Source organism: Rhodonellum sp. (assembly GCF_030656585.1).
Lineage (GTDB): Bacteria > Bacteroidota > Bacteroidia > Cytophagales > Cyclobacteriaceae > Rhodonellum > Rhodonellum psychrophilum.
In genome coordinates this window covers 43444-56659 of sequence record NZ_JAUSPP010000050.1, presented here as the reverse complement: position 1 = coordinate 56659, position 13216 = coordinate 43444, and the positions used below count along the sequence as shown (strand labels likewise).

Sequence of the window (13216 nt, the reverse complement as noted above, 5' to 3'; positions counted from 1 at the left end):
CGGCAGGAATCTGTCCACGTTTCGAAAGTTGCGTGACAGAAAGGCCATGGAAGTCGCTGAACATCTTGGCATCAAGGAAGCGACCTATACCAAATATGAAAGAGGGGAAAGCAAAATCAACATTGATCTGATCCAAAAAGTTGCTGAATTTTTAAATGTGGATCCCCTTCAGATCGTTACCTCCCATCCAGGTTACGTTATTGAAAACTTGACAAATTCCAACGTTGCCTTTAATTCTGGTAGAGTTAAAGCAAACTACGCTGACAAAAATCAAGTCGAGGTCATGATGAAAATGATGGAGACGATGATGCAGATGATGCAGATGAATGAGACCATTAAAAAGATTTTGGAGGGAAAGAATTAATTGAGAAATCAATTTTTTTACCGGGGTTTATTTTTTGAACAAGAAATTTTAATTTATCAAATTTTGTTTGTTACTTAACATATATGTGAATAAGTTTGCAACAATTACCCTAAGTAGGGAGTTTACTTATCAAAGAGTTAAATTTTATTCAGTGACATTTGAAGATGATGTGAGTGAAGCGGATAAATTCTTTGAAAAAATGGAGCAATTTGCCGCAGAAGAGGATTCTTCCAGATTTATCGCTCTTTTTGAAGAAATAGGTAATCATAGAGGTGCAAAAGAAAGGTATTTTAGAAAAGAAAATGCTTTTGATGCCTTTCCACCTAAAAACAAAGAGATTAAAGAGCTTAAACTTGATGCATTTGAACCTATTGACAACTGGAGGTTATATTGTCTTCGATTGTCTGACACTATTGTGGTATTATTTAACGGAGGAATAAAAACTACTGATAAGGCATTGGAATGTCCTCAAGTATCTCCATTTTTTCGTCAGGCTGAAAAATTAACAAAAATGATTGATGAAGCTATCAAAGAAGGTGATATAAGAATTCTATCAGACGAATTAAAAATCAAACCAAAATTTGAATTAATGTTATGAACAATAAACCTAAGACATCTGCATTTGAAAGGTTGAAAGCAAAGGTTAAACCTCATGATAGAGAATTTGCTTCAATAACCTTGGATATTGTAGACCAAATTTACGACATATTGGAATCGAAGGATTGGTCTCAAAAAGTGTTGGCTGACAAGATGGGAAAAAGAGAATCCGAAGTCAGCAGATTGCTCAGCGGAATACATAATCTTTCTATTTTGACTTTGGCCAAGATTCAAGTTGCATTGGGAGATACTATTATTTGTACTCCTAAGCGGTACAAAACAATTACTGCCGCACAAACTTCGATTATACCAGAAATACCTTCTTCGACTTATACGGCTAGTAAAAAGGTAGAAATGGGTGAAAGTAATTATGCCATGGCAGCATGAAAGTAATTCCTGATAAAATACATCTCATGGATCTGAGGGTTTTGGAGTTTTCTTTTAAAAGCATGGATGGAGGAGATAATTCAACCAAGCAAAATCCAAGTCTCGAAATTGGAATGCAACATACAATTTCACCAGAGGAAAAAAGACTTACTTTTATTTACGAAGGGAAGTTGGAAATTAGAAATACCGACAATGAAATGCTACATTCAGCTCATTTCAAATGCAAATTTCTAATAGAGGTAGAAAATTTGGAAGAATTTAATGTAGTTGAAGAGGGTGATGTAAAATATGATGCTATTATTGGGTTGACTTGTACAGGTATTACCTATTCTACCCTAAGAGGTATCCTTTTTGAGAAATTATCAGGTACACCCTTAGAATATTATACCTTACCGGTAATAGATCCAAAATCCCTATTTAATTAATTTTTTAGCGCCATTCAGATCCACGGGAAACCGGAAGTCGTCAACACCTACCAAGGAAGTCAGTATACATCTTCAATTTGGATAGCTTACCTTGAAAAAGAAGAAATAAGGGTGACCATGGACGGAAAAGGCCGGGCCTTGGTCAATATCTTTATCGAAAGATTCTGGAGATCCATCAAATATGATTATACCTACTTGAACCCCTGCGATGACGGGTATGAGTTGGCAAAAGGTCTACAAAACCAGATGGCATATTACAACCAAAAGGTCCATCATACCACAAAGCAAAAACCGGATGAAATGTATTTAGGGACAACCGAAATAGTAAGATAACCAAAAAGTAATGAACAAATAAATTAACTTAGCAACTGAGAATTTTGGTCCAACAAATGGGGAGTGTTATAGTGTTATAATTTATCCATATGACCAAATAATAAAGTGGCAAGAAAATATCAACAAAAACCTGAAATTAAAGAAGAGTGCCGATGACATTGTTGCAGATAGTTTTTGGACCGACTTTAAATTATCATTTGGAATGTTATTAGTTTATTTTGCATTTGGACTTAGACTAGCAATTACGACTAACAAATTGAAGAATGAAAAAAACAAGGCATAATCGAGGTACTGTCTTAAGTAGCAAGTGATTTGTAGATTTTTTCTTAAATTTATATTAGGGAAAAGAGGGCTTCAGGCGATTCTTTGCACGGAAGTTCATCTACTGTAGGGCTGATTATTTTCAGTCCTACTTTTTATCTTCTTCGGAGCAAAGCTAAAATAGGGACTTAAGCTCATCATTTTGGTTGTCTTTTGATAATTTTTCCGTCAAAATTTTGGTTGATATATTACAAAATTTACGGTAGCGGTCCACTTTTCTAATATTGATGCAAATTCAAGCTATAATTTTAATTACTTCCTGGATTCGTACCTAAGTATCCTCCCACCATATATTGATATTTTCCTTTCCTACTACTTCTTCAAGCAATTTTAGTACCCAAAATAATTCTGATGTAATCGAGTAATGAATTTTACTCGTACCCAATAAACTGAATTGAAAATACTCAGAACGTAAGAATATTGTTCCCACAACTGAAAGCATGAGCCTAGCCACCTCTTGTAGCACAAACACATCCTCCCAAAAAGTTTGTAATTTAGGATTGACATCGACATGTTCATTATGAACGATGTACTTATCTCTTATAATTTTTAGATCGTTGATTTTGCTTTTAATTAATTCAGTGTCAAGAATAGATTTTAAATATTCAAATAAATCTTCTTGGCTTTTTATAATATTACCTTGGAATGGAATCCCTGAAATTTTTTGAAGCTCATTAAAGCTGTCTAAATAATCCAATTCATAAGGAAATTCACCGCTTAAAAATGCCTCTGAATGTAGAAGTGATTGAAGGCTTCTCACCAAATATTTTTTGTTTTTACTCTGAGCATCATAGATTTTAGACAAGCTTAATATCACCATGTTCTCCGAAGCACTTTGTAAATATGCTAAATTTTTAGCCTTATTGCTGTCCTTAAACTTATTGATCAAATGTGCATGTTCCCCAATCGTCCTAAAAATGAAATAGTGTCGCTGCGCCATAAAGAGATCATTGGCCAAACCCTCTTCAAAAAAAGATTTCAATTCCATATTTATCTTAAGTTGGATTTTTGCTCAATTCACAAAATTAATTTCTAGGCCGTACCCTTTCCTGGATTCTCTCCTTGATTTCCTCATAAATATTCACTTCAATATTTTCGGGGATTTCCAAAGTCACTGCCAATGCATAGGGAACCTTTTCCCAATTTTCCATTCCAGAAGCATCTTTCCTACAATTTACTTTAATGGTCAAATAATTATCTTCTATCAATACATCAGCGCTTTCACCACGGAGAATCTGGTGTTGAACAGTCCCTTTGCTGCTTTGGTTTAAATCATAAGACTGACCTTTAAGTCCTAAGGATTCATTCTTCATTAAATTCTCCATGTATAAATGTGCCTTCCTGTATCTATTGGACAGGACATTGATCGGGGAAAACCAGGCTAGTGTTGCCACCAATTTCTTTTCCATAACCTTGCCCGAAAGGGATGGTGGCAATGGGAATTTAAACTCATGTGCATTTTCACCATCTTGTGCACACAAACTCCCTGTTCCAATTAAAGTTACCCTTCCTTCTGTACAGTCCAACACCCTTTCCCCATTTACTCCACCATATCCAATGAAAGGTGATACTCGTCTTTTCACCCCATTTGACGGGACAGCTGGGAGCTCTTTCACAATATTTTTTATCAGATCGGCCTCTTCCCCCCATGATGCACCATGCACAAGAAGTGTTTTAATTACCAAGGCAAAATAATTTTCGTCAATTTTTTTATCTTCATCACCGGTGCTATTTAATTCCAGCAACACTTCATATAATTGACCTGCCAAATTTGTGGTAAGGGCAGCAGCATTACTTGTCCCGCAGGTATAAACAACATGGTTGAATTGTCCGGAATGTCCAGGCCAAGCGACCTTATTCCCGGGTGGCACGTTCCATTCTGCTGGGTCCATTTTAAATTTTGTATGAAGGGGATTCATTTGTATAGGAGCCTTGCGGAACAAGCTTCTTCCTCCGGGCATTAAAATCTCCGGTTTAATACTCTTATTGTGCCCCAGTCCAAAACGGCTGTGGGGGCTTACCAATCCATGCAAGATGAAAAGATTCCGCTTTTGCAAAAATTGCGCTTGGCTGAAATCAACTTCGGATGCATCCTGGTGGATAGATCCTACTGTAAGCACATTGAAACCATCCGCGGGAGTAAGGATCTTGCGGCTATAGTTATTGTCGACCAATATTTTTAACAATTCAAGCTGAATCTTTTCCGGATCGGTTTTATCGAATTTATCAGGTGGTATGGGAATGCAAATATCATCGGTTGAATTTCCTGCACTGACTATAATACTCCCAAGATAACCAGTCCAATAATTTAGCCCAAGAACTGACTTCCAATAGGTAAGGTCGAAAAATATCTCCAATTGAAATATTGATGATTTTCACTTCCGGAGCTGTAGGCGCTTCTCCACCCTCTCCCACTAACATTCTTTTTACCGCCCTATGGAATAAATCTATAGGTAAGATATCATCGGGAAAATATTCACTACCCATTTTGTTGGCTTTCATGACAGGTCTAACATAAATGGGCCTAACCAACTTATTTTTATTGTCACTTAGATCTCCGTTGAGAATCAGAGAGGCCATTGATGTTCCGTGCTTTCTGCTTCCGATTTCGTATGTGGCCTCATAATTATCCGGGTCATCAATCATTAGTTTTCCCTCCAATGCTGGATGATGTGACAATGGCATTCCATCTAATAAAGCAATTACCGGGTTTCCAAAAGTCTCCTCACCTTCATCACTCTCCGGATACTTTTCTAATTCCCCATCAATCTTCCTTTCCGGTAATATAACCTGCCCTACCGGTCTGAAATACAATACTTGGGAAGCTTTCAGAAATTTAATATCGGTATTTTCGGTGAGGTCATCAAATGCAGAAATGGGGGCTTCGGCGATACATGCCAGATAGTGGATGGCTCTTAAGTCAACTATTGAGTCCTCCAATACTTGTCCTTTATGCGCTTCCAATAAGCGCCTGACTTCTTTAAGGCCTTTCTCTCTTTTTGGAGAAGATTCGGGATATGCAAATTCAATTTCAAATTTCACCCATTCCTCTCCCTGTTGTTTTAACTCTAAAATATATGTCTCAAGCCCTGTATCCCTAATCCTGTCTAAGATAGAATAAGGCCTTACATCCCGCAGTTGGCCAAAAAATTGTTTGAATTTTGCCAATCCTTTTTCAAAATATTGCTTTTCATCAGGCTGTATATAAATATTCCATAGACGTTGTAGATCTTTGAGTGCTTTTTGGTTAGCCAGACTTACAAATATCCTTCCTGGCACTGGCTTATCGCTCTCTGCTGCGAAAAAATCATCTGCAGGAAACTCCGTTTCATATTCCTTAAGAAAATAAAGATCCGGAACTTTATTGACTGCTATAAAAAAATCTTCTACTGAACCGGCAAGTTCAAAAACCAGCATGAGCTCTGGAAAAGTACCTGTAGGCGTCGGCCCAATTGCCAGCGATTGATTCTGCAAAGTTTTTTGTAATTGGACCCATCTAGGTCCAATTCTTTGAATTTGTTCCTCCCTTGTGGGAAGTTTTAATTTAAAAGGAAAATTATCTTTTTTCTTTCGGTCTGCAATAATGGGTTTAGGGAAGATCAGAAGGGGTTTTTTGTTCATCATTTGGATTATATTTAAAAGTAAGCTGATTCAAACATTCATCAACAATCCTCTTAACATCGATATCCGGCAGGGAAAGGATATACCTTCTTTGGATATCAAGCATGAAATCTTCAATTTCTGAAAAACTTAAGCCTTCCAATTTTTTGGCGAGAAATGCATGGGGGTGTTGCAAAGTATATTTAACCTGATTTTCAAATTGCTTTAACCAAACGTTGATCATTTGTTTATTTGGCTTATTTAATTCCAATCTTACCTGGAACCTTCTCCATACCGCCCTATCCAGGAGTTCGGGATGATTGGTTGCTGCCACTGTAACCACATAAGAAGGCAAGCGGTCAATCTGAAGCAAAAGCGAACTGACCACCCTTTTGATTTCACCCGTTTCATGTGTATCCCCTCTTTCTTTTCCTATCGCATCAAATTCATCAAAAAACAAAACACACTCCTGTGTACGGATAAAATCAAACATGGCCTTCAACCTAGATGCTGTCTCTCCCAAATAGCTCCCTATTATCCCATCATATCGAATCACATAAAGGGGAAGCATTAAAGCGCTGGCTATGGCTTCTGCCAAAGACGTCTTCCCGTTTCCGGGAGCACCGGCTAGGAGAATCCTGTTGCGTGGTTCCAAATTATAAGACCTCAAAAGATCACTCCGGTGCTGCTCTTCTACAAGATCAGTGATGCTTTTCCTATTTTCATTTGTCAGGATTACATTATCCAGACTTTTTTGTGGATGCACCCTAAACAGAAAGTTATCAAGCTTTTCGCTTAATAAACTGCCAGTATTTCTTGGCGTATTGGAAGGATTTCCAGGTGAATTGCGCAACACACTTTCCAACTGACTTGCCAGTACATGATGCTGTTTGTGTTTTTCTTCGGCGATGATAGATTCGGCAATTCTTTTGAAAAGCCCCGTATCACCGGAACTTCCAGCCTTCACTAATTTCACCAACAAATCTGCTCTCGCCATTACCTTCATTTTTCTAAATACTACCCAAAATAACAAAAAAAAGGGTTCTAAATTTTTGAATCCTAAAAATTTCCCCTTTTTACCGTAAAATTAAAAGATCGTTCAACTTAACTGAAAAAAATAACAAAAGAAATACCTCCAGTAGGGTATCTTTTTCTCGAATTTGAATGCATCTCGAAAACGACAGCAATTGGCAGACTTTCTTTGATTTGCCAATGCATTCAATGAATAACACTGCGTGCGAATACAATCTCCTATTTCATAAGAATTTGCAACCATTGACAAGCAGCCTACGTGGTAAACTTCCCCGATCACTCGTACGTACAATGCCATAATACAAAATTCCCGAATGAACTTTGAAAAAAAAAGTATACTAAATCTAGCATTCTGAAAATCCCCAAATCCCTTTACTGAGAGAAGATTTTTTTCAATTTGATAATTTTCTGAAATGTTAGATTTTATTTAAAAAAGAAGGGCGACTCGCAAACATGCCGAAATTGTTAAGAATATATGATACTGCTTTATTAGCCAAATAAGCTTTTATTTTCTGAATTGTTAAAAATGATTTGAAAATTACTTAAAAAATACCCTAGAATGGGTATTTTTTCATATCAACGAATGGTTTATATTTGAATACTTAATCTCAAAAAAATATTTATTAAATAGGAGGACAAAGGTTAAAAATATTAAAAAATAGATTATTTCATGAGCAAAAGAAATGGTCCCACGGCGAAAAAAACAAATATTTAAGCAAATTGAGGATTTTACTGACAAAATTCACATTGCCTATGGATTTATGCTTTTATAAAAATGAGCCTTGTAATCAAATTGCTGTCAGATTTAATTCACCAATAGAAATATTTTGAAATTTAAATTAATAGTTTTATATATTTTACAATGCCTAATTTAAATGAATATCCTATTTTGGATTATCCATAATTTTCAATAATTATATTAACACTTTATTTATTAAATAAAAGAATAGAAGTTGATTCTGGAAAAAATTAATATAAAATCCTACTAACTTAATTCAAAAAAAATCTGAATATATTTAATGACAGACATTATAAAAGATTTGTTCCAATCCGTTAACGAAAGAGTTAGAAACAGAGTATTTGGATCTTTTTTGATTTCTTTAATTTTTTGGAACTGGAAGCCTATTTTATTAATTTTATCATCAAATAGATCAATTGAATACACAATTGATTTAATAGATGATTCTGAGTACTTTAATTTTTGGAATATTCTTGTCATACCAATTGGAATTTCCATTTCCTATTCTTTGGTAATACCCTTTTTGAGTTTAATGATTGCAATGTTAATTAAATGGCCAGAAACTAGATCAATTATTGCTGCTTCTGAAATAAAAGAAGCTCAAAAAAAAGAAGAAGCAAAAATAGCTCACTGGGATCACAAAATTGAAATTGCTAAAGCGGGAGAAATGACTATTTCTGATCTCAATGACAGAATTGAATATTTGGATAAGTCAAATAAAGAATATATTGAACAAAACGAAAAATTAAGGGGGATTTTTAAATCCGTAGAATCAAAGAATATTAATCTAACTGCCCAAATGGACCACATTCGATCCATTTATTCAAAATATACTCTCGATTTAATTACATCGAGATATTCCGATCAAGAACAAATTCATATTTTAAACGCACTTAGTTCATTGCAAAATAAGGACACTTATCTTCATGACATAAAAAATGAAGTAAAGAATGATTTAGTCCAATTCAAGATGGTTGATAGAAATAAGAATCTTGGAAATAATAAGGAAGAATATTTCCTGACTGACTTTGGAAAAATGTTTATTTCTCATGTTTTAAATTCACAAAAAAATGTTAAATAATTTCTTTAGAATAAACCTTCCATATGGTATTGCCCCGAATGAAAATGGAGAGTGGATGGCCTTTAACCGAGAATATATGCCTCTAGGTTATAATAGTATGGTATATAAAAAACAACCTGGAAAGAGTTACCAAGAACACCCAATTTACACAAAATACAAGGGTTTAACAGAAAATTTTTTATTATCCATTGTTGATGATCCAAATGATATAAAAAAAGACAATGATGGTAAAATAAGATATGTTTTTCTCTATAATGATTCCACAAATCCAACAAACCAATCTGGGAAAATAAAAGACAGTTGGAAAAGTTATTTTTTAAAATTAGAAAAACTTTCCCAGTTATCAATTTAAATATATTGTATGTTTTATTTAATCCCAACCAAAAGAGGCCTAGGAGTAGAATTTTGGGGTTCATATAATGACCTCTGTACTATTTACGAAGTAATATCTACGTTATGGGACTTAGAGATACAAAAAACTACGGCTGAGAATATGTTAAGTGATTTTCTTTTTAATATCCGGCACGCCTATCAAGGAGATCATTTCACTAGAACGTCTAGTCATTTTCTTTCGGATAGTGTTCCATCCTTCGGGTTCCAGATTTCCTGGGTACAGCTTATTTTTGTGATTTCCTTTATCAATAGCGAGAAAACAAAATATCCAAAAAATAAATTGCTCGAAGGAATATTGCTTCAAATGGAATATTGGGTGGAAACTGCTCTTGTCTCATTCGATAAAAAGGTAGGAATGTTAATGCAAACCTTCATTGGACAATCAATAGATGGAGCAAATCCATTTATTTACTATTACATGAGGAGAATCAATGCTGAATTTTTTGGCCTAAAGGGAGGTAAAAAAGGTTTTAAAGATCTCCCAGAATTAGTGTCATGGGGAATTAAAGGAACCAAAGGTTATAATTTACTCAAGATAGAAATAATAAAATCCGCAATAAAAATTGGATGTGACCCTATTGAATTAGACTTAGATGAAGACCAAAATATTTATTCTATTCAATGGTGAAAGTAAATTATACAAAATATCATCTTACACCAAATCGATAAATATTTGCAATCCGAATACACACTCCTTATCTGTTAATTTAACAATAATAACTATGAGGTTTAACAAAATAATTCTTTTGATTGTATTATGAAATCTCTTCCAAATGTAAATTTAATCAATATGCCAGCTTAATCATTTAAATCCTCCTTGGCTAATGAAACAAAAAACTCCTACCCTATTTGATTCTATAAATGAAAAATTTTCTCGGCTTTTATAATTAGAGACTTTCTAGATTTTAAGTAAACCCCATCAAAAATGAAAATCTTAAGGTTACAATCCATCGGTATAGATGTCAGAAAATGGCAGTTTTTTTTATTAGGCGAAGGATATCCTTTAAGTGTTGATGGTAAATATGGCCCAATTACAGAAAGAAAGACCAAGGCTTTTCAGGTTGAAAATGGATTGAACCCTGATGGTGTAGTGGGCCACAAAACTTATATGATCGCTTTTGAAAGGGGATTGCCGTTTTTGTCCGATCCAAATGATTCCTCCGAGACTGGCATCAATTGGCCTCCAAAGCCTGATTTCCCCTTTTTAGCGAATACAAAAAGCAGACAAAAACATTTTGGCAAGTTTAATTTTGAAGACGCAGGTATAGGAGATGAAATAAGAATCACCTGCAACTGGCCTTCGGATAATATCATCTCTATTCACATTCCCGCTGTCAAACACCTGACAGGAGGTCCAAAAAGTGGAAATATAAGGTTTCATAAAAGAGCGGCACCTCAGCTACAAGGATTATTTGAGGCATGGGAGAACGCCGGGCTTATGGACCTTGTGGAAACATGGGGAGGCTCCTATTACCCCAGGTATATCAGAGGAAGAAAGCCTGTTTTAAGCAACCATTCCTTTGGAACGGCATTCGATATTAATGTTGCATGGAATGGTTTGGGACATACGCCTGCACTTGTTGGGCAAAAGGGCAGTGTGAGAAAATTGGTTCCACTGGCCAATAAATTTGGCTTCTATTGGGGTGGGCATTTCAATTCCCGACTTGATGGGATGCATTTTGAGGTTGCACGACTTTTTCCGGAAGACCGTTTTTGATGCAATCAATTTTAATGAGAATGCCAAATTTCCAATGAATTAAGGGATAAAATATATCCGATTCTGGATTTTTTCTACCTCTCTTTATTTGTATAATCTTGAATCTACTTAATCTTATAATACATGGAAAATCATTTTTTTGCCATTGATGTAGAAACCGCAAATGCTGATTACAGCAGTATCTGTCAAATTGGAATTGCTGAATTCATGAATGGAGATTTAATAGGATCCTGGAAAACCTACGTGAATCCGGAACAGTATTTTGATGAGTTTTTTACCTCGATTCATGGAATTGATGAAGAGAAAGTTCAAAATGCCCCAAAAATTCCAGAAATAATGGAAGAGGTTTCCAAAATGCTGAAAGGTCATAAGCTTATACACCACATGCCATTTGATCGTTGCTCCCTAAACCGGGCATGTGAAAATTATCTTCTGAACCATTTGGATGTAGACTGGATGGACTCTGCCAAGATGGTCAGGAGGCATTGGAGTGAATTTTCAAGCAAAGGATATGGCCTTGGGAAAATTTGTGGTCATCTTGGAATTAATTTTACAGCCCACGATGCTTTGGAAGATGCGATAGCGGCAGGAAAAGTGGTATCCCATATTCTTATAGCCAGCAATATTACTCTAGGAAACTGGTTAATAAAAATTGAAAAACCCATAACACCAAGGACCTATGGGGGAACTTATGTAAGTTTTAAAACGGACGGAAATCCAGAAGGTCCATTGTATGGGGAATCCGTGGTATTTACTGGTACCCTATCACGTCCGAGAGCTGAAATGGCTCAAATAGCAGCTCATGCAGGTTGCAATGTATCGGATGGAGTGAACAAAGAAACAACGATTTTAGTGGTAGGTTTTCAAACTGCATACAGGTTGGCTGGATACGATAAAAGTTCTAAACAGAGAAAGGCTGAATTATTAAAAGGGAAAGGTCAATCCATTCAAATTTTTTCCGAAGAGGATTTTAAATGGATGGCAGATTTGCAGTAATGAATTAATTACTAGACAGAGCCGGTTATTTCACCCCACTAAAGCATATTTTTTTAATTGTGGATATTTTTAACAAAAATTTGAGATTTATACCATTAAAATTCAACTCTTTGATGTCCAAATTTAAAGTTTTAAGCCTTTAAATTGAAAAAATAGTAAATATATATTTACTATAAGAAAGTAATTACCGTACTTTCGAAAAGAAACCCTCGGCAGATGCCGAGGGTTCTAAAAGAAACAAAATTAATTTCACTTGTTTCTCCTTCTGATTTGGTCAATGTGATTGATTGAAGCAATCAATCCGAAGATAACAAAACAGAAAAATGAAAACTCCATGTACTGCATGCGTTTGTTCATTTAAATGAAATATGATAGAGAAGACCGATTGCCGTCGGTCTTTTTCTATTTGGGATTTTCCCGAAAACTAATTATACAAATGTCATCAAAAAATAATAAAAACAGGGTAATATGAAATTTATTAACCATAAGTATTGAACCTGGTCTAAAATCTATTTAATTCCTTTACAATTAACATCTTAAATCATAGTAATTAATTCTTATATTTAATTATTTGGTGATTCTGACGGGGGTAAATTTTTTTTAATATTTTTCAACATTAAATTATTCTTAGGATATCCATTACCTTTTATTTTCATGCCTTTCATTTCCAGATTTTTGACAGCACTTTTGCACAATCTAAATGGAATTTTACTACTTTTAAATATATTATCTCGATTATCATCACTAAATTTATATATAAAAAATCTGGTATTTGCTCGGAAAAATCTTTCCATCCATCCAAAGCATTCGGATATACCTCTACTCATTGTCTCCACCCGTCCAACTAAATATTTTCTGAACCAATGAAATGTGGTAGGATTGTTTAAAACTCACCACCATGAGACACTATACCACCGGAGAGATGGAATGCCTGTTGGACCTGTTTGCGAAAAGTGGCACAAGCCAGTGTATAGGCCTCTTATATAGTCGGCCGCAATTATGGTTAAAAATATTTGAATTTTTCGGTAATGAAAAAAAGAACAATTGCCACAAAAGAAAAGCTTAAAATCCTGGAAGAGGAGAAGAAAAATGGAATCCAACCTACCCTAAACAAGCATGGGATTTATCCGGCAACTTAAGACAGCTGGAAAAAGAAAGTTGGATGTATGGGAGAAACGAGGTTTTAGCATGGCATAACCTCGGTTCATTTATAGGAAATCAGCCAAGATTG

The 13216-nt window shown here is 35.1% G+C and carries 15 protein-coding genes; 10 read left to right on the top strand and 5 right to left on the bottom strand.

Translation table 11 applies throughout. The annotated features are described in order from the left end of the window. From Q7J63_RS12490 to Q7J63_RS12470, 5 genes are all read left to right on the top strand, one after another. A partial coding sequence (locus Q7J63_RS12490; RefSeq protein WP_304886547.1) for a helix-turn-helix domain-containing protein occupies window positions 1-364 on the top strand: 364 nt, incomplete at its 5' end. Window positions 365-431: 67 nt separating this feature from the next. Further along, window positions 432-962, top strand: coding sequence for a hypothetical protein (locus tag Q7J63_RS12485; protein ID WP_304886545.1), 531 nt, complete (start codon window positions 432-434; stop codon window positions 960-962). Next, window positions 959-1348 (top strand): helix-turn-helix transcriptional regulator, encoded by a 390-nt coding sequence (locus tag Q7J63_RS12480; protein WP_304886543.1) that lies wholly within the window; start codon window positions 959-961, stop codon window positions 1346-1348. The genes Q7J63_RS12485 and Q7J63_RS12480 overlap by 4 nt, the downstream gene beginning before the upstream one ends. Next, on the top strand, window positions 1345-1773 hold the full coding sequence (locus Q7J63_RS12475; protein WP_304886541.1) for a hypothetical protein: 429 nt from the start codon (window positions 1345-1347) through the stop codon (window positions 1771-1773). The genes Q7J63_RS12480 and Q7J63_RS12475 overlap by 4 nt, the downstream gene beginning before the upstream one ends. 111 nt (window positions 1774-1884) lie before the next feature. Then, window positions 1885-2106 (top strand): integrase core domain-containing protein, encoded by a 222-nt coding sequence (locus Q7J63_RS12470; protein WP_370691907.1) that lies wholly within the window; start codon window positions 1885-1887, stop codon window positions 2104-2106. 592 nt (window positions 2107-2698) lie between these two features. Here the strand turns inward: Q7J63_RS12470 and Q7J63_RS12465 are convergent. The 4 genes from Q7J63_RS12465 to Q7J63_RS12450 all read right to left on the bottom strand — a co-directional run bounded on the left by Q7J63_RS12465 (window position 2699) and on the right by Q7J63_RS12450 (window position 7024). Beyond that, the gene (locus Q7J63_RS12465) at window positions 2699-3415 is read right to left on the bottom strand and encodes a hypothetical protein (RefSeq protein WP_304886537.1); all 717 of its coding nucleotides are present in this window, start codon (window positions 3413-3415) and stop codon (window positions 2699-2701) included. Between the two features lie 37 nt (window positions 3416-3452). Then, complete coding sequence (locus tag Q7J63_RS12460; RefSeq protein ID WP_304886536.1) at window positions 3453-4784, bottom strand: S8 family serine peptidase; 1332 nt, start codon at window positions 4782-4784, stop codon at window positions 3453-3455. Then, on the bottom strand, window positions 4678-5901 hold the full coding sequence (locus Q7J63_RS12455) for a hypothetical protein (protein ID WP_304886534.1): 1224 nt from the start codon (window positions 5899-5901) through the stop codon (window positions 4678-4680). The genes Q7J63_RS12460 and Q7J63_RS12455 overlap by 107 nt, the downstream gene beginning before the upstream one ends. Window positions 5902-6016: 115 nt before the next feature. After that, window positions 6017-7024 carry an AAA family ATPase gene (locus Q7J63_RS12450; protein WP_304886532.1) on the bottom strand — a complete coding sequence of 336 codons (1008 nt, stop codon included), beginning with the start codon at window positions 7022-7024 and terminating at the stop codon, window positions 6017-6019. 1054 nt (window positions 7025-8078) lie between these two features. On the opposite strand from Q7J63_RS12450, the gene Q7J63_RS12445 reads away from it, so the two are divergent. From Q7J63_RS12445 to Q7J63_RS12425, 5 genes are all read left to right on the top strand, one after another. Continuing rightward, window positions 8079-8879: a hypothetical protein gene (locus Q7J63_RS12445; RefSeq protein ID WP_304886530.1), complete on the top strand. Its 801-nt coding sequence runs from the start codon at window positions 8079-8081 to the stop codon at window positions 8877-8879. Beyond that, a complete protein-coding gene (locus tag Q7J63_RS12440; protein ID WP_304886528.1) occupies window positions 8869-9231 on the top strand; it encodes a hypothetical protein in 363 nt (120 codons plus the stop codon). The genes Q7J63_RS12445 and Q7J63_RS12440 overlap by 11 nt, the downstream gene beginning before the upstream one ends. Before the next feature lie 9 nt (window positions 9232-9240). Next, window positions 9241-9900: a hypothetical protein gene (locus tag Q7J63_RS12435; protein WP_304886526.1), complete on the top strand. Its 660-nt coding sequence runs from the start codon at window positions 9241-9243 to the stop codon at window positions 9898-9900. A gap of 297 nt (window positions 9901-10197) precedes the next feature. Continuing rightward, on the top strand, window positions 10198-10989 hold the full coding sequence (locus Q7J63_RS12430; protein WP_304886524.1) for a M15 family metallopeptidase: 792 nt from the start codon (window positions 10198-10200) through the stop codon (window positions 10987-10989). A 123-nt stretch (window positions 10990-11112) separates the two neighbouring features. Further along, entirely contained in the window at window positions 11113-11985 is an 873-nt protein-coding gene (locus Q7J63_RS12425; RefSeq protein WP_304886522.1) for an exonuclease domain-containing protein, read from the top strand. A gap of 563 nt (window positions 11986-12548) precedes the next feature. Here the strand turns inward: Q7J63_RS12425 and Q7J63_RS12420 are convergent. Continuing rightward, window positions 12549-12779 (bottom strand): hypothetical protein, encoded by a 231-nt coding sequence (locus tag Q7J63_RS12420; protein WP_304886520.1) that lies wholly within the window; start codon window positions 12777-12779, stop codon window positions 12549-12551. Window positions 12780-13216: the final 437 nt, after the last annotated feature.